This is a genomic window from Burkholderiales bacterium (genome assembly GCA_036262035.1).
GTDB lineage: Bacteria > Pseudomonadota > Gammaproteobacteria > Burkholderiales > SG8-41 > JAQGMV01.
This window is the reverse complement of record DATAJS010000018.1, coordinates 263,573-282,035: the sequence shown is the minus strand read 5'-3', so window position 1 is coordinate 282,035 and position 18,463 is coordinate 263,573. Positions and strand designations below refer to the sequence as shown.

20 protein-coding genes are annotated in these 18,463 nt (G+C 66.8%); 15 read left to right on the top strand and 5 right to left on the bottom strand.

Translation table 11 applies throughout. From position 1 onward, the window contains the following. Positions 1 to 240: 240 nt before the first annotated feature. From VHP37_21800 to wrbA, 6 genes are all read left to right on the top strand, one after another. Complete coding sequence (locus tag VHP37_21800) at positions 241 to 1,107, top strand: DMT family transporter (protein ID HEX2828999.1); 867 nt, start codon at positions 241 to 243, stop codon at positions 1,105 to 1,107. A 52-nt stretch (positions 1,108 to 1,159) separates the two neighbouring features. After that, the gene (locus tag VHP37_21795; protein HEX2828998.1) at positions 1,160 to 1,369 is read left to right on the top strand and encodes a hypothetical protein; all 210 of its coding nucleotides are present in this window, start codon (positions 1,160 to 1,162) and stop codon (positions 1,367 to 1,369) included. Between the two features lie 115 nt (positions 1,370 to 1,484). Further along, entirely contained in the window at positions 1,485 to 1,679 is a 195-nt protein-coding gene (locus VHP37_21790; protein HEX2828997.1) for a hypothetical protein, read from the top strand. 112 nt (positions 1,680 to 1,791) lie between these two features. Next, the gene (locus VHP37_21785) at positions 1,792 to 2,490 is read left to right on the top strand and encodes a pirin family protein (protein ID HEX2828996.1); all 699 of its coding nucleotides are present in this window, start codon (positions 1,792 to 1,794) and stop codon (positions 2,488 to 2,490) included. After that, positions 2,490 to 2,885 (top strand): hypothetical protein, encoded by a 396-nt coding sequence (locus VHP37_21780; GenBank protein ID HEX2828995.1) that lies wholly within the window; start codon positions 2,490 to 2,492, stop codon positions 2,883 to 2,885. The genes VHP37_21785 and VHP37_21780 overlap by 1 nt, the downstream gene beginning before the upstream one ends. 42 nt (positions 2,886 to 2,927) lie before the next feature. Beyond that, complete coding sequence (gene wrbA / locus VHP37_21775; protein ID HEX2828994.1) at positions 2,928 to 3,554, top strand: NAD(P)H:quinone oxidoreductase; 627 nt, start codon at positions 2,928 to 2,930, stop codon at positions 3,552 to 3,554. Positions 3,555 to 3,665: 111 nt separating this feature from the next. On the opposite strand, the gene VHP37_21770 is transcribed toward wrbA, so the two are convergent. The 5 genes from VHP37_21770 to flgA all read right to left on the bottom strand — a co-directional run bounded on the left by VHP37_21770 (position 3,666) and on the right by flgA (position 10,874). Next, a complete protein-coding gene (locus tag VHP37_21770; protein ID HEX2828993.1) occupies positions 3,666 to 8,465 on the bottom strand; it encodes a type I secretion C-terminal target domain-containing protein in 4,800 nt (1,599 codons plus the stop codon). 131 nt (positions 8,466 to 8,596) lie between these two features. Next, positions 8,597 to 9,046, bottom strand: a complete 450-nt coding sequence (locus tag VHP37_21765) for a hypothetical protein (protein ID HEX2828992.1) — start codon at positions 9,044 to 9,046, stop codon at positions 8,597 to 8,599. 163 nt (positions 9,047 to 9,209) lie between these two features. Next, the gene (locus VHP37_21760; GenBank protein ID HEX2828991.1) at positions 9,210 to 9,686 is read right to left on the bottom strand and encodes a flagellar protein FlgN; all 477 of its coding nucleotides are present in this window, start codon (positions 9,684 to 9,686) and stop codon (positions 9,210 to 9,212) included. A gap of 13 nt (positions 9,687 to 9,699) precedes the next feature. Beyond that, the gene (gene flgM, locus VHP37_21755; GenBank protein ID HEX2828990.1) at positions 9,700 to 10,002 is read right to left on the bottom strand and encodes a flagellar biosynthesis anti-sigma factor FlgM; all 303 of its coding nucleotides are present in this window, start codon (positions 10,000 to 10,002) and stop codon (positions 9,700 to 9,702) included. A gap of 146 nt (positions 10,003 to 10,148) precedes the next feature. Further along, positions 10,149 to 10,874, bottom strand: coding sequence for a flagellar basal body P-ring formation chaperone FlgA (gene flgA / locus VHP37_21750; GenBank protein HEX2828989.1), 726 nt, complete (start codon positions 10,872 to 10,874; stop codon positions 10,149 to 10,151). Positions 10,875 to 11,030: 156 nt separating this feature from the next. On the opposite strand from flgA, the gene flgB reads away from it, so the two are divergent. From flgB to flgJ, 9 genes are all read left to right on the top strand, one after another. Next, positions 11,031 to 11,414, top strand: a complete 384-nt coding sequence (gene flgB / locus VHP37_21745; protein ID HEX2828988.1) for a flagellar basal body rod protein FlgB — start codon at positions 11,031 to 11,033, stop codon at positions 11,412 to 11,414. Between the two features lie 61 nt (positions 11,415 to 11,475). Further along, on the top strand, positions 11,476 to 11,886 hold the full coding sequence (gene flgC, locus VHP37_21740) for a flagellar basal body rod protein FlgC (protein HEX2828987.1): 411 nt from the start codon (positions 11,476 to 11,478) through the stop codon (positions 11,884 to 11,886). Between the two features lie 41 nt (positions 11,887 to 11,927). Further along, positions 11,928 to 12,698 (top strand): flagellar hook assembly protein FlgD, encoded by a 771-nt coding sequence (locus tag VHP37_21735; GenBank protein HEX2828986.1) that lies wholly within the window; start codon positions 11,928 to 11,930, stop codon positions 12,696 to 12,698. Positions 12,699 to 12,714: 16 nt separating this feature from the next. Then, complete coding sequence (gene flgE / locus VHP37_21730; protein HEX2828985.1) at positions 12,715 to 13,953, top strand: flagellar hook protein FlgE; 1,239 nt, start codon at positions 12,715 to 12,717, stop codon at positions 13,951 to 13,953. Positions 13,954 to 14,080: 127 nt separating this feature from the next. Continuing rightward, positions 14,081 to 14,821: a flagellar basal-body rod protein FlgF gene (gene flgF / locus VHP37_21725; GenBank protein ID HEX2828984.1), complete on the top strand. Its 741-nt coding sequence runs from the start codon at positions 14,081 to 14,083 to the stop codon at positions 14,819 to 14,821. A gap of 13 nt (positions 14,822 to 14,834) precedes the next feature. Further along, positions 14,835 to 15,617, top strand: coding sequence for a flagellar basal-body rod protein FlgG (flgG, locus tag VHP37_21720; GenBank protein ID HEX2828983.1), 783 nt, complete (start codon positions 14,835 to 14,837; stop codon positions 15,615 to 15,617). 83 nt (positions 15,618 to 15,700) lie between these two features. Beyond that, complete coding sequence (locus VHP37_21715; GenBank protein HEX2828982.1) at positions 15,701 to 16,375, top strand: flagellar basal body L-ring protein FlgH; 675 nt, start codon at positions 15,701 to 15,703, stop codon at positions 16,373 to 16,375. Positions 16,376 to 16,472: 97 nt separating this feature from the next. Then, on the top strand, positions 16,473 to 17,537 hold the full coding sequence (locus VHP37_21710) for a flagellar basal body P-ring protein FlgI (GenBank protein HEX2828981.1): 1,065 nt from the start codon (positions 16,473 to 16,475) through the stop codon (positions 17,535 to 17,537). Positions 17,538 to 17,548: 11 nt separating this feature from the next. Beyond that, positions 17,549 to 18,451, top strand: a complete 903-nt coding sequence (gene flgJ, locus VHP37_21705) for a flagellar assembly peptidoglycan hydrolase FlgJ (protein ID HEX2828980.1) — start codon at positions 17,549 to 17,551, stop codon at positions 18,449 to 18,451. The last annotated feature ends 12 nt before the right edge of the window (positions 18,452 to 18,463 follow it).

Genomic DNA, 18,463 nt, shown 5'->3' with positions numbered 1-18,463 from the left:
CGCGCATGCGTCGTTGACATCAGGGGCTCGAAGCTGAACTGCAGCGGCTTCTCAACGACCGGCGTCATAGGTCGAAGACTATAATCTCTCCATCAACTGAGTGGTGACTAGGGTTCCGGCAGCCGCGCGCTGTGCGGTCCGAGCGTCACGGAAAGCCGGCGGGGCCGGCCTGCACCCGAGGGACAAAAGCCCAGAGGCGGAGAAGTTGAGCCGCCCACTCGTCCTTCGGAGAAGAAGAGTATGTCGCTCACCGCTCTCGCGCTCGTCGTCGTCGCTGCGTTCATCCACGCCTACTGGAACCTGCTCGTCAAGCGCGCCGACGGCGGGCCGGCTTTCGTCTGGCTGTTCTCGTTGTCCTCGGCGGTGTGGTACGCGCCGGTCGTGCTCGCGCTCGTGTTCATCGAGCCGGTCGATTACGGCTGGCGCGAGATCGGGCTGATCCTCATGAGCGGCGTGCTGCACCTCCTGTACGCCATTACGCTCAACCACGGCTATCGCGTCTCCGATCTCTCGGTCGTCTATCCGATCGCGCGCGGCACCGGACCGGTCATCTCGGGCCTCGCCGCGATCGCGCTGCTGGGCGAACGTCCGACGTTCGCCGGCGCCTGCGGCATCGCGCTCATCGCCGCCGGCATATTCACCATCGCCGGCGGGCGCTCGCTGCTGCGTCAGCGGGATGAGCGCACGGCGCGAGGAATCCTGTACGGCGCGCTCACCGGTCTTTGCATCGCCTCGTACACGGTGAACGACGCGTATGCGGTGAAGGTGCTGCTGGTGTCGCCGGTGATGATCGATTATTTCGGCAACGTGGTGCGGCTCGTCATGCTCACACCGACCACGCTCGCGAACCGCGAGGCGCTGGCGAGCGAATGGCGCAGGAACGCCAAAGCCGCTGCGGCGATCGGCGCATTGATGCCGCTTTCTTACATCCTGTCGCTGTTCGCGATGCGGCTGGCGCCGGTCAGCTATGTCGCGCCCGCGCGCGAGCTGTCGATGCTGGTCGGCGCGTATTTCGGGGCGAAGCTCCTGCGCGAAGGACACACGCGCGAGCGCCTCGCGGGCACCGCGCTCATGGTCGCCGGGGTCGTGGCATTTGCAATGGCGTGAGAAAAGCGCGCTGCTACAATCGGGCGCCTCCACGACCCCTACGACGCGAGACATGGCCCGCTGCACGCTTTGCCAATTGATGGTCAACCGGACCGCCAACGAAAGACCTCATCCCCAGCTTCGCGCCGAGTCGACGTTCTGGGCGACCAGGGCGGGACAGATCGAAACCTACGTCTGCTCGACGTGCGGCAGCGAATGGCAGCGGCTCGCCGCGCTGCCCGGCGTCGGCCAGCGTCACTGGCTCGCGATCAGCCTGGCGTGACGCGGCCCGCGGCGTAGGCCGCCCGGCGGCGGCCGCATAGCGCATGGTCCCGGTCGCTGCGGCTCCCGACAATGCGCCGGTCCGCTCTCACGAGCCCCGTGTAAAGGCGCCCGCCATGTTCTCGCTCTCCTGCACCGCCGAAGCATCCACCGAACCGCGCGAGGCGCGACATGCTGGCGGCAGTCTGGTCGTCCTCGACGGCGCCGGTGTGTTCATGTCCACGCTCGTCTCGAAAGACCACTGCGCTTCGGGGCTGACGTTCGCTCACGTCGTCGTGGAAGGTGGCGCCATCCGCGCGGCCGCCGGCTGACCGTTTCGATCAACTCCATCGAAATTATCCGGCGGACGCCCACCGCCCGCGCGGATACCATGGCTGCTTCTGACGGGCGTGCAGGTTGCAGGCGCCCTCTCACGGAGCAGACATGGTCGAGATTCGCAAATCGCAGGAGCGCGGCTACGCCGATCACGGCTGGCTGAAGTCGTTTCACAGTTTTTCTTTCGCGGATTACTACGATCCCCAGCACGTCGAGTTCGGAGCGTTGCGCGTGATCAACGAGGATCGCGTCGCGCCGGGGCAGGGCTTCGGCACGCACGGCCACCGCGACATGGAGATCATCAGCTACGTGCTCGAAGGCGAGCTCGAGCACAAGGACAGCCTCGGCACCGGCTCGGTGATCGCCCCCGGCGACGTCCAGCGGATGAGCGCCGGCACCGGCGTGCGGCATTCGGAGTTCAATCCCTCGCGGACCGATCCGGTTCACTTCCTGCAGATCTGGATACAGCCGGCCGAGCTCGGCATCGCGCCGAGCTACGAGCAGAAGCGCTTCGAGGCCGCCGACAAGCGGGGGCGCTTGCGCCTCATCGCCTCCCCCGACGCGCGCGACGGGTCGGTGACGATCCATCAGGACGCCTGCGTCTACGCCGGCCTCTTCGACGGTGCGGAGCGCGCGGTGCATGCGCTCGCGGCGGGACGGCGCGCGTACGTGCACGTCGCGCGCGGCTCGATCGAGGTCAACGGCCGGACGCTCGTCGCGGGTGACGCCTTGAAGCTTGTCGATGCGCGCGAGGTGACGCTCACGAACGGATCGGGCGCCGAGGTCCTCCTCTTCGATCTCGCGTGATGGACGCCGCCGCGTATGACGGGCTCGCCCGGGCGCTGCGCGCGCTTCATCGCACCCTGATGGAGCGCGCGCAGCGCGATTACGAGCGGGTCAACATCACGACCGTGAGCCCCGGCGAGCTCCTGAAGCTGCTCACGACGGGGGAGGAGTTCGCGTGGCTGCGCGAGCTGTCCGAGCTCATGGCGGACATCGACGTCGTGCGCGACGCCGACGGCGCCGAGCGGGACGAGGCGGCCTACAGCGTGCGCTCGGCGGTCGATCATCTCTTCGCCAATCCGGACGCCGACACGCCCTTCGCGCGGCATTACTGGACCTGCGTCCACGAGGACCCGAACGTCGCCATGGCTCATGCGGCGGTCAGGCAGGCGCTGAACGCGTTTCCGAAGCAGGCATAGAAAAAGCAGCGCTGCAGTGCCGACTTTCTTACAGGAGCAACCATGCCGACCCGCATCTACGTCGTTTTCTACAGCATGTACGGCCACATCTATCGCATGGCGGAAGCGATCGCCGAAGGCGCGCGCGAAGTGGCCGATATGGAAGTCGCGCTCTTCCAGGTGCCCGAGCTGGTGCCGGACGACATCCTGGAAAAGAGCGGCGCGAAAAAGGCGCGCGAAGCGTTCGCACACGTGCCGGTGATGAAGGTCGAGCAGCTCGCCGAGCCCGACGCCATCATCTTCGGCAGCGGTACGCGCTTCGGCAACATGACTTCGCAGATGCGCAACTTCCTCGATCAGACCGGCGGGCTATGGATGAGCGGCGGGCTGGTCGGCAAGGTCGGCAGCGTCTTCACCTCGACCGCGAGCCAGCACGGCGGGCAGGAGACGACGATCACGAGCTTTCATTCGACCCTGTTCCACCACGGCATGATCGTCGTCGGCGTGCCCTATACCGAGCAGCGCCTGGTCAACATGGACGAGATCAGCGGCGGCACGCCCTACGGCGCGTCGACGATCACCAAGGGCGACGGCTCGCGCATGCCGAGCGAGAACGAGCTCGCGATCGCGCGCTTCCAGGGTAAGCACGTCGCGGGCATCACCGCCGCGCTCAAGCGCGGCCGCGCGTAGGGCCTGCCTCCTTCCGTCATTCCCGAACCGCGGTAGCGGGGCTGTCGGGAATCCATTTGTCCGACCCCCGAAGTGAAAATGGATCCCGCCTTCGCGGGAATGACGTTCGCGCTAGAGCGCGAGGTTGCCCTGCGCGACGAGGTCGTTGAGGAGCGACGACGACATCGCGACGTTCTGGAGCGTGGCCAGTGCGACGAAATCGGTGCCGGCGCCGTCGGCGTTGACCGACACGGTCGTGCTGGCGCCGCCGCTCAATCTCACGAACGCGTTCACGTTCGAGATGCCGGGACGGTAGCCGACCAGCACGTCGTGGATGTCGAGCACGTCGCCGGTGGCGCCGCGCGCGAAGTCGGTGATGGTGTCGGTGCCTTCGTTGATCGCGTTGTAGTCGAAGCGGTCACGGCCGGCGCCGCCGGTGAGCTTATCGCTGCCGGCGCCGCCGATCAGCACGTCGTTGCCGTCGCCGCCGTTCATGGTGTCGTTGCCCGCGCCGCCGATGATCGTGTCGTTACCGCCGAGCCCGTTCAGGGTGTCGTTGCCGTTGAGACCCGAGATCGTGTCTTCCTCGCCCGCGCCGTTCAGCGTGTTCGCCGAATTCGTGCCGTTCAGCGTGAGCCCGGCGATGTTGGTGACGGTGACCGCGAGCGCCTGCGTGTCGAGCGCGCCCAGGTTGTCGCGCGCACTGACGATGACGTCGTAGACCCGGTTCGCGCCCGAGTCGGTCGGGTTCTCGAAATCCGGCGCGCTCAGGAACGCCAGCGCCCCGGTCGTCGCGTTGATGCCGAACTTCGCCGCGTCGGCGCCGCCGGAGATGAGATAGGTCAGCGTCTGACCGGCGTCGACGTCGGTCGCTTTCACCGTCGTCACCGCGGTGGCGTTCTCCGCGATCGACAACGCCGCGCTCGCACCGCCGCCGTTGGACGAGATCGCCGGCGCGTGATTGACCGCCGCGAAGGTGATGCCGACGTCGTGCTGGCCGTAGGCGCCGACGTCGATCGTGAGGAGGTCGCCCACCAGGCTCTTGACCGTGCCGCCGGTGACCACGGCCTGCTGGCCGGTCGGGGTGTGCAGGTCGACGACGACGCTGCCTTCGCCGATCACCGAGAAGTTGAGGTTGGTGCCGTTGCCGGTGACCGAGAGCAGCTCGCCGCGCATCGGCAGCGCGGTGATGTGCGTGACGTCGGTCGCCGCGGCGCCCAGCGTGATCGTGAACGTGCCGCCGTCGCGATCGAGGAACACGCTGTCGTCGTCGTAGGCGTACCAGTTCGCGACGCTCGCGATCTTCTGCGTGCCGAGGTTGTCGAGATCGAGCGCGAACTTGCCCGCGTCGGGGGACACGACCGTGGCGGTGACCGTGCTGCCCGAGGTGTTGAACGAGACGTACGAATCGTTGAAGCGCGAGATGCGGTCGGCGAGGTCGGACAACGTCACGAATTCAGAGCCCGCCTGGTAGGCCCTGGCGATGAAGTCGGTGAACATCTGCGTGGTGTACGGCGAGCCCGCGGGTGGGTTGGTCGACCACATCGCTTCGGCGTAGTCGTGCATCGGCCACAGCAGGATCGGGACGTCGCCGTGCTTCGAAAGCTCGGCCACCTCGCGCGCCCATTCGGCCGAGGCCTGCGCCGGGGTCATGCCGCCGAACTCGACGAGCGAAAAGTCGAACTTCACGTTGGGCGCGAGGTAGACCTTGTCCGCGGCCGCCATCGCCGGAGTGAGATAGCCGAGCGCGTTCGGATAGCCCGCGCCGATGCTCGAGAAGCCGCCGGAGAGATAGTCGTAGTACTGGATGATCGACAGCGCCGTCGCGAGGTTCTCGGGCGCGCCGGGCACGGCCGCGCCGTCGAGCGTGAACGGCCGGCCGAGGATCGCCGACATCTGCTGCTCGATCACTGTCCTGGACTGCTGGAACTCGAACTGGAACTGCGCGGCGGTGAGGAGGTTGGTGTCCTCGGGATGGGTGTATGAATGCGAGCCGATCTCGTTCCCCATCGCGAGCATCTGCTTGTAGTACTGGCCCGAGACCGCCCAGTTGGTGCCCTGGTCGAGCGCGGCGCTGTTGCCGATGTCGACGTAGTACGAGCCGACGAAGTTGTACTGGGTCTTCCACTGCTGGAGGATGGGCACGAGCTTGTCGTAGATGCCCGGCCCGCCGTTCTCGGGCTTGACGTCGAACAGCTCCATCGCCTGGTCCATGTCGTTGCGCGCGGCGACGATGCTCGCGTTGCGCGACAGTTGCAGACCCGCGGTGACGCCGCTGCCGTTGACGGCGTAGTCGATCGCCTGCCACAGCAGGTTGTTGTCGCCCATCACCGCGTCGCTGGAGAAGTGCACGTTGCGGCCGCCGGTCGTGGTGGTGATGACCGAGTTATAGGTGACGCCGCCGACGTTCTGGGTCGCAAGCACGTCGGTGCCGGGCGCCGTGACCGGCGCGAACGCCTGCCAGCCGGTGCCGGTGTAGCTGTGGATCGTCTCCCCGGCGGTGTAGTCCTGCATCATCGGGTGCGCGATGTCGCCCGCGTTCACCGTGAAGTTCGCGGGGAAACCGCCGCCGACCGGCTGCAGGTCGAGGAGCGTCTTCATGCGCGCGTACGAGTCGCCCGGCAGCGCCGCGCCGTTCTCGTCGTTGGTCATGAAGTTGCCCGAGGCGATCAGGCCGACCTTGTACTGCTCGACCAGGATCTTCAGCGTGTTCTCGATCGCCGACACCTGGCTCGCTTTCACGTTCTGGAAGCTCGGGAAGAGCAGCGCGTCGTAGTTCGCGAGCTTGGCGAGATTGGTGAGGTCGGCTTCGGTCAGGATGTCGTAGTGCACGCCCGCCATGGCGGCCTGCGACTGCGCGTCCATGAAGAGCTGCGAGTACGCCATGGTGCTGAAGTACTTCGCCGCGGTCGTGTCGGAGTAGAGGATGCCGATCTTCTTCGAGAAATCGGTGCGTGCGGGCAGCGCGTCGGTGTTGACGACGGTGTATTGGGTGCCGGCGAAGCTGCCCGGCAGGAACACGCTGTTGTTGACGTCCCACAGGGTGTTGACCGCGACCGGGTTGCCGAGCGCGCTCGCCTGCACCGCGAACTCGACGACCTTGTGGTCGGCGGAGTAGCCGAACGTGATGTTGGCGTTCGGAACGAGCGTCTGGCCGGCGTCGCCGGTGTAGAGGCGCGGCGTGCCGGACGCGTCGAAGTTGATGTTGTATTCCGCGCCGCCGCTCGTGCCGAAGATCTTGAAGCCGGTCGCGCTGTTCTGGTCGGTGTTGAGCCACGCGGTGGTGTTGGCGCCGATCGCCACCGGCGCCGACAGCGCGAAGACGAACGAGCCGCCGGTCTCCTTGCCGTAGAGCGCGTAGCCGGTGGTGCCGCCGGTGGTGTCGAGACGGTTCGCAGCGCTCCAGTCGGTCAGCGCCCCGTCGAGCGTGACGGCGCCGATCACCGGCGCGGGCGCTGCCGCCGTCCCGACCGTGTATTGCGTCGCCGAGTAGTCGCCGGGCAGGTAGGTCGCGTTGTTGATGTCCCACAGGGTATTGATCGCGGCAGGACCGCCGAGCGCGCTCGCGACGACGGTGAACTCGACCGCGGTGCGGTCGGCCGAGTACGCGAAGGTCACCGGCACGTTGACGAGCGTCTGGCCGTCGGCGCCGGTGTAGAGGCGCGGCGTCCCGGTCGCGTCGAAATTGATGTTGTATTCGGCGCCGCCGGCCCAGCCCCAGATCTTGTAGCCGGTCGCGGTGTTCTGGTCGGTGTTGAGCCACACCGTCGTATTCGCGCCGATCGCGACCGGCGCCTTGATCGCGAACGCGAACGAGCCTCCGGTCGCTTTCGCGTAGAGGTCGTAACCCGCGGTGGAAAGCGTCTTGTCGATGACGTCGGTCGCGGTCCAGTCGGCGAGGTTGCCGTCGACCGTGACCGAGCCGACCACCGGCGCGGGCGCGGGCGTGGTGGCGGCGCTCACGCTGTATTGAGCCGACGAGAAATCGGTCGGCAGGAACGTGGCGTTGTTGATGTCCCACAGCGTGTTGAGCGCGGAGGGCGCGCCGATCGTGCTCGCGGCGACCGCGAACTCGACGACGGTGCGGTCGGCGGAGAAGCCGTAGGAGACCGTCGCGCCCGACACCAGGGTCTGGCCGTCGGCGCCGGTGTACAGGCGCGGCGTGCCGGTGGAATCGAAGTTGATGTTGTATTCGGCGCCGCCGGCCCAGCCCCAGATCTTGTAGCCGGTCGCGGCGTTCTGGTCGGTGTTGAGCCAGACCGTCGTGTTCGCGCCGACGGCCACCGGCGCCTTGATCGCGAACACGTACGAGCCGCCGGTCGATTTGGCGTAGAGGTCGTAACCCGACACCGACAGCGATTTGTCGATCTGGTCGTTGACGGTCCAGTCGGCGAGGCTGCCGTCGAGCGTGACCGAGCCGACGACGGGCGCCGCGAGCTCGACCGAGATCGTCCTGCCGTCGACGACGATCGTGCTGTGATCGTCCTCGCCTTTCATCGCGGCGAGCTCGGACGCAGTGGGTGCGTGCCCCATGACGTACGTCGAGAAGATCTGGCCTTCGTCGCCCGCGGAATCGGTCCTGTTGAGACGCGCGTCGAGCGCGTGGCCGATCTCCTCGACGATGACCGCGGTCACGGCGGAAGACGAAGCGCTCGCGACGAAGGTGCGCGAGAGGTAGATGGTGTCGGTCTCCTGCGAGTACGCGGCGCGCGCGCCGTGCAGGTCGTGCTCGTCGAGCAGGACCAGCTTGGGCCAGCCCTTGCGGTCGAAGTCGCGGATGGCGGCGGCGAGCGCGCCGCCCGAGGCGCCGAAAGCGCTGTTCGCCGCCAAGGCGAAGAGGTCGCTCGAGACGAAAGATCGGATCTGCGCGGCGGCGTTTTCGAGCAACTGCGCCTCGGTACGGGCATCGACGAACAGGGTCTTGGAGGGCATGGGACCGTTACGAAATCACGAATGCGCGATCCTTGAGCTTTTTGAGCACCGGGACGAGGCACTAGTCACGGTTTCCCCACACCACGCACACGCACCGTGACAAAACTCACGGTGCGTGTGTGAAAAAAGGATCAGCGCTGGAGGTTGCGGATCGCGGCCGGCGCTTCGGCGTCGCGTATCGTGTCTTCGCTTTCGAAGCGTGACGCGATGAACGCGTCGAGCACGAACGCCGCGGCGACGAGCGCGGAGAGGATGATCACGCTCTGCCGGCGATCGAGCGGAATGTGCGACGGCACCGGCTCGAGGCCGAAGAACGGCAGGGCCAGCCAGGCCATCACGCGTGCGGCCACGATGATGACGATCATCGACACGACCAGAAGGTGTCCGCTATAGAACACGCCCCAGGTGAGGAGCAGCGCGGGCAGCGATACCGCGACCAGGCACGAGACCACCCAGCGGCTGAAGGTGTCCAGGCGCGAGTGCTGGCCGCACGCGCGGCACTGCGCGGTCCCGTCGAGCGGGGCGTACAGGATGTCGCGGCGGGTGATGATCCGCCGCTTGCAGTTAGGGCACGCGATCATGGCAGCGTCGCCCGAAGTCTAGCTAATCTAGGGCGGCGGAGCGAGCAGGAGCGAGCCGAAGGGAGGGAGCCTGCGGCTCCCTTCGGGCGGTAAACGCCAAGGAGGGAAACCAAGGTTTCCCTCCTTGAACCTCCCTTTCCTTTAAAACCAGCGCAGCACGCTGCTACGCGGACGCAAGGGATCTGGATGCGTAGGGGTTGGTGGCGCGGCCGGAAGCGCCGTAGGTGCTGGCGGCGGCGCTGGCGCTCATCAGCGCCTGCAAGGCGTGCTGGTTGGCGCGCATTCCGGCGTCGATGTAGGCGCCGTTTTCCCGGTTCAGGCGATGCGCGCCGCGCGTGAGCTCGAGGAGCGCATTCCACTCGGTACGGGCGACGCCGGAGGGGTCGTTGGCGACGAGCCAGTTCTCCATGCCGCGGCGGTCGGCGGCGAAGCCGCTGCGCTCGAGCACGCGGTTGCGCTGGTCGCCGAGATGGGCGATGTGCAGCAGCAGCTCGCGCTTCCTCTGCGCGGTCTCGGCGAGCTGGTCGGTGAGGCCGTTGAGGAGGGCGTTGCGCTCCGCCGTCAGCGTCTCGACCAGCGCCTGGACGCCCGCACGCTCCGAACGGATCGTGGCGGCGAGCTGTGCGGCGGGTTGGCTCATCTTTTCGTCGGTCTTACTGCTTGTGCGTGCGCAGGAAGTCGCGCGTGTTCTCGATCAGGCGGTCCGCGACGGCGCTCGAATTCACTTCGAACCGGCCTTCGTCGATCGCTTTCTTGATCTCGGCGACGCGTTTGCTGTCGACGGCCTGCGCCTTGTCCATCCCCGCTTCGATCTGGGAAAGCGACGAGGAGAGCGAGCTCAGCTTGACGCTGGAGCTGCCCCCGGACTTCGGCTGCTCGGCCTGCTTCTGGACGCGTGAGCGCTCTTCGGCGACGGCCGCGGGAGCGATGCTCTTTGCACTCGGGTTGATTTTCACTTTGAATCTCCAGCCCTTCTAGCAAGGGTGCTTGCGGGATTAACGGCAGTTATCCACGTCACTTTAGTGGATTGTCCGCCGTCCGCACCGGAAATAACGACCGATGCGCCGACCGCTTGAGCGGGAGTTCTAAGTGTCTGGTTTTATTAGAACTTTACTTCGACCGTACCGTCGGCGCGGGCGATGCCGCTGACCGTCTGCCCGGAATTCATGCGGACCTGGGCCACCTGGCCGACCACCGCGTTGTTCACCGCCTTGCCGTCCGCGGCGACGCGGAAGCCGGCGCCTTCGGAAACGACTTTCACGTTCTGGCCGGAGAGCACCGCGTTCGGGGTGCGCAGGAGATCGGCGCGGATCGGCTGGCCGGCGGCGAGCGGCGAGACCAGCGTCTTGCCGACCACCTGCGAAGCGTCGGTGGCCACGCCGGCGGGCATGTGGGTGAGGTCGCCGGTCATGACCGTGAAATCGGCCTGGGTCAGGGGCTGGCCGGCGGTGAGGCCGCGGGCGCTGGCGAGATAGGGGCCGCTGACGCGCACCGAAACGGTCACGTAGATCGTCCAGGGCGTCGGGGCGCCGCAGCGCACGCCGACCGAGGTGTTACCCCACAGGCGGCTCCCGGGCGGGCTGAAGACGTCCATGGCGCCGCAGGCGGCGAGCTGGAGGCGGGGGTCGATCGCCCCGGCGGTAAAGCTTGCTTTTCCCGGAAGCCCGCTCGTCTGCACGCGCAGGAACTCCTCGACCGCGGCCTTGATCGTGGAATGCGGCTGCTGGGCCCGCGCCGGCAGACCTTGTGCGGCGGGCACTTGCGCGTAGGCCGCGGGCAGGGCGGCAACCAGTAAGGCGAGCGCGATCAGGCGGAAAAAGCGGGTCATGGCAGGTGTCCGGGTTCGTCGAGGCTTCGCATTCTCCACGGAAAAAAGCAGCCACTACGCGCCGAATTGAACCGGTTTTTCCCGCTTTATCCGTCGATCGTTCTCAACCCCTCGCACCTACTATTCGCTCCACGACACAAACCGGAAGAACTTGAGATGAACAAGCTCGACGCACTTTTCCAGTTCAACCAGACGGCGCTCTCGCTGCACGCGGAGCGCCAGAAGCTGATCGCGTCGAACATCGCCAACGCGGACACGCCGGGCTACAAGGCCCGCGACATCGATTTCGCCAGCGCGCTGAAAGACGCACGCGCCCCGCAGTCGAAGCTCGCGGCGCCCGGGCTGAAGACGCTCGGCGACAAAGGCCCGATGGACACCGAGCTCATGTATCGCAGCGCGGTCCAGCGCAGCGTCGACGGCAACACGGTGGACATCGACGTCGAGCGCGCGCAGTTCGCGGAGAACGCGGTGCGCTACGAAGCCCAGACGATGTTCATCTCGAGCAAGATCAAGGCGATGCTCGCCGCGATCCAGGGATAACGGAGCTTAAAACCGGGGTCAGACCCCGATACGGACGGGGGCAGACCCCGCGGAGAAAACGATGTCTTCCTTATTCAGCATCCTCGACGTCTCGGGCAGCGCGCTCACCGCGCAGTCGCAGCGCCTGAACACGACCGCGAGCAACCTCGCGAACGCCGACAGCGTCACGAGCTCGAACGGCACGCCGTACAAGGCGAAGCAGGTCGTGTTCACCGCGCAGCCGGTCAACGCGCAGGACGGCTCGGTCGGGGTGCGCGTGTCGGAAGTGCGCGAAGACCAGACGCCCGGCCGCCGCGTGCACGATCCCAGGCACCCGCTCGCGGACAAGGACGGCTACGTGACCATGCCGAACGTCAACGTGATCGAGGAGATGGTGAACATGATCTCCGCGTCGCGCTCGTACCAGACCAACGCCGAGCTGATGAACACGGCGAAGACCCTGCTCCTCAAGACGCTGCAGATCGGCCAGTAAACGCAGCGGTCCGTGCGGACCGCTCAATAAGGATCGTCCAAATGCTACCCATACTCACCGCGATCGGCACCGGACTGTCGGTCCTCTCGGGCATCAAGAGCCTCATGTCGGACAGCTCGAGCTCCAATTCGAGCTCGAACAAGAGCACGACGACGGTGCCCGTCAGCACCAACACCACGACGACGAGCTCCGCGGCGTCGTCGGCGCCGGGCGCGCTCAGCGCGACCGAGCAGCAGGACCGGTTCCTCAAGCTGCTGGTCACTCAGATGAAGAACCAGGATCCGCTCAACCCGCTCGACAACGCGCAGGTCACCACGCAGCTCGCGCAGATCAATACCGTGACCGGCATCGAGAAGCTCAATTCGACGATGCAGAATTTCTCCACCTCGATGCTGTCGGGCCAGTCGCTGCAGGGCGCCGCGATGATCGGACGCCAGGTCTACGCGGTAGGCTCGACGCTCAACCTCGCCGACGGCAAGGCGGTCGGCGCGGTGAACCTCACACAGCCCGCGGATCGCGTTTACGTGTCGATCGCCGACTCGGCCGGCACGATCATCCGCCGCATCGAGCTCGGTGCCGCCGGCAGCGGCATGTCGGGCTTCGAGTGGGACGGCAAGACCGACGCCGGCACCACCGCGAACCCCGGCCAGTACACGTTCCAGGTCGTCGCCGCGAGCGGCAACAAGACGATCACCGCCGAGCCGGTCGCGCTCGGCAAAGTCGACGGCGTGTCGCTCGGATCGAGCGGCATGAAGCTCAACCTTCAGGGCGGCGGCAGCGTAGGCATGTCCGACGTCAAACAAATCCTCTAACCGGAGCTAAGCAACCATGGGTTTCCAGGCTGGACTGAGCGGTCTCAATGCCGCTGCCAAGAACATCGACGTCATCGGCAACAACGTGGCGAACGCCAACACCGTGGGCTTCAAGAGCTCGCGCGCGATCTTCGCGGACGTCTTCGCGAGCTCGCTCGGCGGCGGCGGCTCCGGCAACGTGGGCATCGGCACGAAAGTCGCGTCGGTGCAGCAGGAATTCACGCAGGGCAACATCACCACCACCAACAGCCCGCTCGACGTGGCGATCAACGGCCGCGGCTTCTTCCGCTTCGACGACAACGGCAGCGCGATGTACTCGCGCAACGGCCAGATGCACGTCGACGACAACGGCTACATCGTCAACAGCGACAACCTGCGCCTGACCGGCTACACGGTCGACTCGCTGAACAACATCGTCGCCTCGGCGCCGGTGCCGCTGCACCTGTCGACGACCGACATCAGCCCGTCGGCGACGACCGAGCTGCTCGGCACGCTCAACCTCGACTCGCGCTCCCCGGCGATCGCCGGGGTGTTCAACCCGAACAACGCCGCGACCTACACCAACTCGACCTCGAGCGCGATCTACGACTCGCTCGGCAACGCGCACGCGCTGACCTACTACTTCGTGAAGACCGCGACGCCGGGCCAGTGGGACGTGCACGCGACGGTCGACGGCGGCGCCGTGGGTGCGGTGGACCTCGGTGCGGGCGCCGGCAACCCGGTTCAGCTCGACTTCAACTCCAGCGGCCAGCTCACGACCGCGCAGCCGATGAGCGGCGTCAACGTCACGGTCGCGACCGGCGCGATCTCGCCCATCTCGATGCAGATGAACTGGACCGGCACGACGCAGTTCGGCTCCGACTTCGGCGTGACCGCGCTGTCGCAGGACGGTTACACCTCGGGCCGCCTCGTCGGCTTCGACATCGCGGACGACGGCGTGATCTCGGGCCGTTACACCAACGGCCAGGCGAACACGCTCGGCCAGGTCGTGCTCGCGAACTTCGCCAACCCGCAGGGCCTGCGCCCCACGGGCAACAACCTGTGGCAGGAGACCGCGGACTCGGGCCAGCCGATCATCGGCGCGCCGCAGACCGGCAGCATGGGCTCGCTGCAATCGGCCGCGATCGAAGACTCGAACGTCGACCTCACGCAGGAGCTGGTGAACATGATCACCGCCCAGCGCGTATACCAGGCCAACGCGCAGACGATCAAAACGCAGGATCAGGTGCTGCAAACCATCGTTAATCTGCGTTAAGAACCGGACGATGACGTGACATAGTCGCGTCATCGTCTCTGACTCGGGGTCTGACCCCGGCTTCATCGGGGTCTGACCCCGGTGTGCTCCGAAGTGTCACTCAGGTATTGAAGATTTAAGGCAGACCATGGACCGCATGATCTACGTCGCGATGAGCGGCGCCAAACAGATGCTCACGCAGCAGGCCGTGGCGGCGAACAACCTCGCCAACGCCAACACGACCGGCTTCCGTGCGCAGGTCGCGTCGTTCCGCGCCGCGGAGACCCTCGGCGACGGCGCCGCGACGCGCGCGTTCGTCGTCGATTCGACCCCGGGCGCGGATTTCACGCCGGGTGCGATCCAGGCGACCGGCCGCGATCTCGACGTCGCGATCGAAGGTGCGGGCTGGATCGCGGTGCAGACGCCGGACGGTTCCGAAGGCTACACGCGCAACGGCAGCCTGCAGGTGAACGTTAACGGCGTGCTCCAGACCCGCACCGGGCTGTCGGTGCTCGGCGAGGGCGGTCCGATCGCCATCCCCGAGAACGTGCGCATCACGATCGGCGCCGACGGCACGGTCTCGACGGTGCCCAACACCGGCGCGCAGCAGGTGCAGAACCTCGGCCGCATCAAGCTCGTCAACCCGCCCGAGCAAAGCCTCTACCGCGGCGACGACGGCATCTTCCGCGTGCGCGCCGGCACGCAGGTCGACAGCGATCCGAAAGTGAAAGTGCAGGGCGGCGCGCTCGAAGGCAGCAACGTCAACGTCGTCGAAGCGATGGTCGGCATGATCTCGCTCGCGCGCCAGTTCGACATGAACATGAAGATCCTCCAGAACGCCGACGGCAACGATCGCCAGGCGACGCAGCTCCTCTCCGTCGCCCGCTAAAGGACTGACTTAAATGATTCGCTCCCTGTGGATTTCGAAGACCGGTCTGGATGCGCAGCAGACCAACATGGACGTCACCGCGAACAACCTCGCGAACGTCTCGACCAACGGTTTCAAGAAGAGCCGCGCGGTGTTCGAGGACCTGCTGTACCAGACGATCCGCCAGCCCGGCGCGCAGTCGTCGCAGCAGACCCAGCTCCCGTCGGGCCTGCAGCTCGGCACCGGTGTGAAGCCGGTCGCGACCGAGCGCCTCTTCACGCAGGGCAACCTGCAGCAGACGAACAACCCGCTCGACGTCGCGATCCAGGGCCAGGGCTTCTTCCAGGTGCAGATGCCCGACGGCAGCGCGGCGTACACGCGCGACGGCTCGTTCCAGGTGAACGCGCAGGGCCAGCTCGTCACCGCGAGCGGCTTCCCCGTCCAGCCCGCGATCCAGATTCCGGCGAACTCGCTGAACGTCACCATCGCCCGCGACGGCGTGGTGTCGGTGAGCCGCCAGGGGCAGGCCGCCCCGACGCAGGTCGGCACGCTCCAGCTCATCGGCTTCGTCAATCCGGCCGGCCTGCAGAGCATGGGCGAGAACCTCTACATCGAGACCGCCGCGTCGGGCACGCCCGGCAGCAACGCGCCCGGCACCAACGGCATGGGCCTGCTGAACCAGGGCTACGTCGAGACTTCGAACGTGAACGTGGTCGAAGAGCTCGTCTCGATGATCCAGACCCAGCGCGCTTACGAGATCAACTCGAAAGCGATCCAGACGTCCGACCAGATGCTCCAGAAGCTGGCGCAGTTGTAACCGGCGCGCGCAGCGCGCGTGACTTCGGGGTCTGACCCCGGCCTTTTTGGGGTCTGCCCCCGGTTTTGACCTTCAGGACACGCATGAACACGAAACTCATAGTGATCGCCGCGCTCGTCGCCGCCGCCACCAGCGGCTGCGTCACCGTCACCCCGCCCACCAGCGTCCACCAGCCGATCAGCGTGCGTCCCGCGCAGCCGGCGCCGGTGGTGCGCACCGAAGGCTCGGTGTACACCGCGGGCTTCGCGAGCGGGCTGCTCTTCGAAGACCGCCGCGCGCGCAGCGTGGGCGACATCATCACGGTGCAGATCGTCGAGAAGACCGACGCGTCGAAGAAGTCGAACACCAACACCAGCCGCGGCAGCAACAACAACTTCGGCGTGACCGCGCTGGCGGGCCTGCCGGGCAAATCGCTGCTGAACTCGAACCTCGCGGCCACCTCGGACTTCTCGTTCGACGGCAAGGGCGAGAGCTCGAACGCGAACGGTTTCAGCGGCACGATCACCGTCACCGTCACCGAAGTGCTGCCCAACGGCAACCTCCTGGTGAGCGGCGAGAAACAGGTCGGCATCAACCAGGGCTCGGAGTTCATCCGCCTGTCGGGCGTGGTGAACCCCATCCAGCTCACCGCCGGCAACACGATCCAGTCGATCCAGCTCGCCGACGCGCGCATCGAATACCGCGGCAGCGGCGCGATCGCCGAGAACCAGCAGACCGGCTGGCTCACGCGCTTCTTCCTCAACGTGCTGCCGTTCTGAGGATTCGATGAACATGACCATGCGGACGCTCCGGGATTGCTTCGCCCTTCGACTTCGCCGCGCTACGCTCAGGGTGGCCGGCGCGCTGCTTCTCGCAATGACGGCAGTGGCAGGCACCGCCCACGCCGAGCGAATCAAGGATCTCGCCTCCATCGGGGGCGTGCGCTCCAACGCGCTGATCGGCTACGGCCTCGTCGTCGGTCTCGACGGCACGGGCGACCAGACGACGCAGACGCCGTTCACGACGCAGAGCCTGACGACGATGCTCTCGCAGCTGGGCATCACGCTGCCGCCGGGCACCAACCTCCAGTTGAAGAACGTCGCGGCGGTGATGGTCACCGCGACGCTGCCGGCGTTCGCCAAGCCGGGCCAGCAGGTCGACGTGACGGTCTCCTCGCTCGGCAACGCGAAGAGCCTGCGCGGCGGCACGCTGCTCCTGACGCCGTTGAAAGGCGCGGACGGGCAGGTCTACGCGCTGTCGCAGGGCAACGTCCTGGTCGGCGGTGTCGGCGCGGCGGCGGGCGGCAGCAGCGTCACCGTGAACCACCTGTCGGTCGGCCGCATCGCAGCGGGCGCCACGGTCGAGCGCGCGGTGCAGACCAACCTCGGCGGCAGCGGCAGCATCATGCTCGCGGTGAACACCACCGATTTCACGACGACCGAGCGCATCGTCTCGGCGATCAACGGCGCGTTCGGCGACATCGCGGTGGCCGTCGACGGCCGCACCGTGCAGGTCGCGGCCCCGGAAGACCCGACGCAGCGCGTCGCGTTCCTCTCGCGCATCGAAAGCCTCAACGTGACGCCCGGCAGCGCCGCGGCGAAAGTGATCGTCAACGCACGCACCGGATCGGTGGTGATGAACCAGGCCGTGACGGTGGATGTGTGCGCGGTCGCCCACGGCAACCTGTCGGTCTCGATCAGCAGCGAGCCGGTGATCAGCCAGCCCGCGCCGCTCGCGCGCCGCGGCAACACCGTGGTCTCGGAGCGCGCGCAGATCGAGATCAAGGCCAACCAGGGGCAGCTCATGACGGTGAAAGGCGCCAATCTGGGCGAAGTGGTCAAGGCGCTCAACGCGATCGGCGCGACGCCGCAGGATCTGCTGTCGATCCTGCAGGCGATGAAGGCCGCCGGCGCGCTGCGCGCGGAGCTCGAGATCATCTAAGCGAGGTCGTCATGACTCCCACCACATCCGTCGCACTCGATCCCCGCGGCCTCGAAAAGCTGCGCACCGAAGCGAACCAGACGCCCGACAAGGCGATCCGGGGCGCGGCGAAGCAGTTCGAGACGCTGTTCATCAACCAGCTCCTGAAGAGCATGCGCGACGCATCGCCTCAGGACGGGATCATGGACAGCGAGCAGACGCGGATGTACACGGGCATGCTCGACCAGCAGCTCGCTCAGGCAATGAGCGCGCGCGGCGTCGGCCTCGCCGACGTGATGGTGAAGCAGCTTTCGAAAGGCAGCGGCAGCGCCGCGGCGCAGGCCGCGGGCGTGGTCGCGCCGCCGCTCAACCTGACGGGGGGCGCGCCGCGCAACCAGCAGCCGGTGCAGCCGGCCGCGCCGGCCGTCGAGCCGATGCCGGAGAAGCCGGTCGGCATGACGGGCAAGGCCAAGGCCTTCATCGACAAGATGTGGCCGCACGCGGTGCAGGCGGCGAAGGCGACCGGGCTGCCGGCGCACTTCATCATCGGCCAGGCCGCGCTCGAGTCGGGCTGGGGCACGCGCCAGATCAAGGACGCGGACGGCACGAACTCGCACAACCTGTTCGGCATCAAGGCCGGTCGCTCGTGGGACGGCGACGTCGCCGCGATCAAGACCACCGAATACATCAAGGGCGTGAAGCAGAAGGTCGTGGACAAGTTCCGCTCGTATGCGAGCTACGGCGAAGCGTTCATGGATTACGCCAACATGCTCAAGAGCAACCCGCGCTACTCGCAGGTGCTGGAGGCGGGCAACGATCCCCACGCGTTCGCCAAGGGCCTGCAGAAGGCGGGCTACGCGACCGACCCGGCGTATGCGTCCAAGCTCACGCGGATCATCACCGGCAGCGTGATGCGCTCGGGGTTGTCGGCATGAGGATGTTCCTGA

Excerpts from the sequence above, each read along its gene's own strand:
- VHP37_21800 (HEX2828999.1), top strand. The coding sequence starts at position 241 with ATGTCGCTCACCGCTCTCGCGCTCGTCGTCGTCGCTGCGTTCATCCAC.
- VHP37_21795 (HEX2828998.1), top strand. The coding sequence starts at position 1,160 with ATGGCCCGCTGCACGCTTTGCCAATTGATGGTCAACCGGACCGCCAAC.
- VHP37_21790 (HEX2828997.1), top strand. The coding sequence starts at position 1,485 with ATGTTCTCGCTCTCCTGCACCGCCGAAGCATCCACCGAACCGCGCGAG.
- VHP37_21785 (HEX2828996.1), top strand. The coding sequence starts at position 1,792 with ATGGTCGAGATTCGCAAATCGCAGGAGCGCGGCTACGCCGATCACGGC.
- VHP37_21780 (HEX2828995.1), top strand. The coding sequence starts at position 2,490 with ATGGACGCCGCCGCGTATGACGGGCTCGCCCGGGCGCTGCGCGCGCTT.
- wrbA (HEX2828994.1), top strand. The coding sequence starts at position 2,928 with ATGCCGACCCGCATCTACGTCGTTTTCTACAGCATGTACGGCCACATC.
- VHP37_21770 (HEX2828993.1), bottom strand. The coding sequence starts at position 8,465 with ATGCCCTCCAAGACCCTGTTCGTCGATGCCCGTACCGAGGCGCAGTTG.
- VHP37_21765 (HEX2828992.1), bottom strand. The coding sequence starts at position 9,046 with ATGATCGCGTGCCCTAACTGCAAGCGGCGGATCATCACCCGCCGCGAC.
- VHP37_21760 (HEX2828991.1), bottom strand. The coding sequence starts at position 9,686 with ATGAGCCAACCCGCCGCACAGCTCGCCGCCACGATCCGTTCGGAGCGT.
- flgA (HEX2828989.1), bottom strand. The coding sequence starts at position 10,874 with ATGACCCGCTTTTTCCGCCTGATCGCGCTCGCCTTACTGGTTGCCGCC.
- flgB (HEX2828988.1), top strand. The coding sequence starts at position 11,031 with ATGAACAAGCTCGACGCACTTTTCCAGTTCAACCAGACGGCGCTCTCG.
- flgC (HEX2828987.1), top strand. The coding sequence starts at position 11,476 with ATGTCTTCCTTATTCAGCATCCTCGACGTCTCGGGCAGCGCGCTCACC.
- VHP37_21735 (HEX2828986.1), top strand. The coding sequence starts at position 11,928 with ATGCTACCCATACTCACCGCGATCGGCACCGGACTGTCGGTCCTCTCG.
- flgE (HEX2828985.1), top strand. The coding sequence starts at position 12,715 with ATGGGTTTCCAGGCTGGACTGAGCGGTCTCAATGCCGCTGCCAAGAAC.
- flgF (HEX2828984.1), top strand. The coding sequence starts at position 14,081 with ATGGACCGCATGATCTACGTCGCGATGAGCGGCGCCAAACAGATGCTC.
- flgG (HEX2828983.1), top strand. The coding sequence starts at position 14,835 with ATGATTCGCTCCCTGTGGATTTCGAAGACCGGTCTGGATGCGCAGCAG.
- VHP37_21715 (HEX2828982.1), top strand. The coding sequence starts at position 15,701 with ATGAACACGAAACTCATAGTGATCGCCGCGCTCGTCGCCGCCGCCACC.
- VHP37_21710 (HEX2828981.1), top strand. The coding sequence starts at position 16,473 with ATGACGGCAGTGGCAGGCACCGCCCACGCCGAGCGAATCAAGGATCTC.
- flgJ (HEX2828980.1), top strand. The coding sequence starts at position 17,549 with ATGACTCCCACCACATCCGTCGCACTCGATCCCCGCGGCCTCGAAAAG.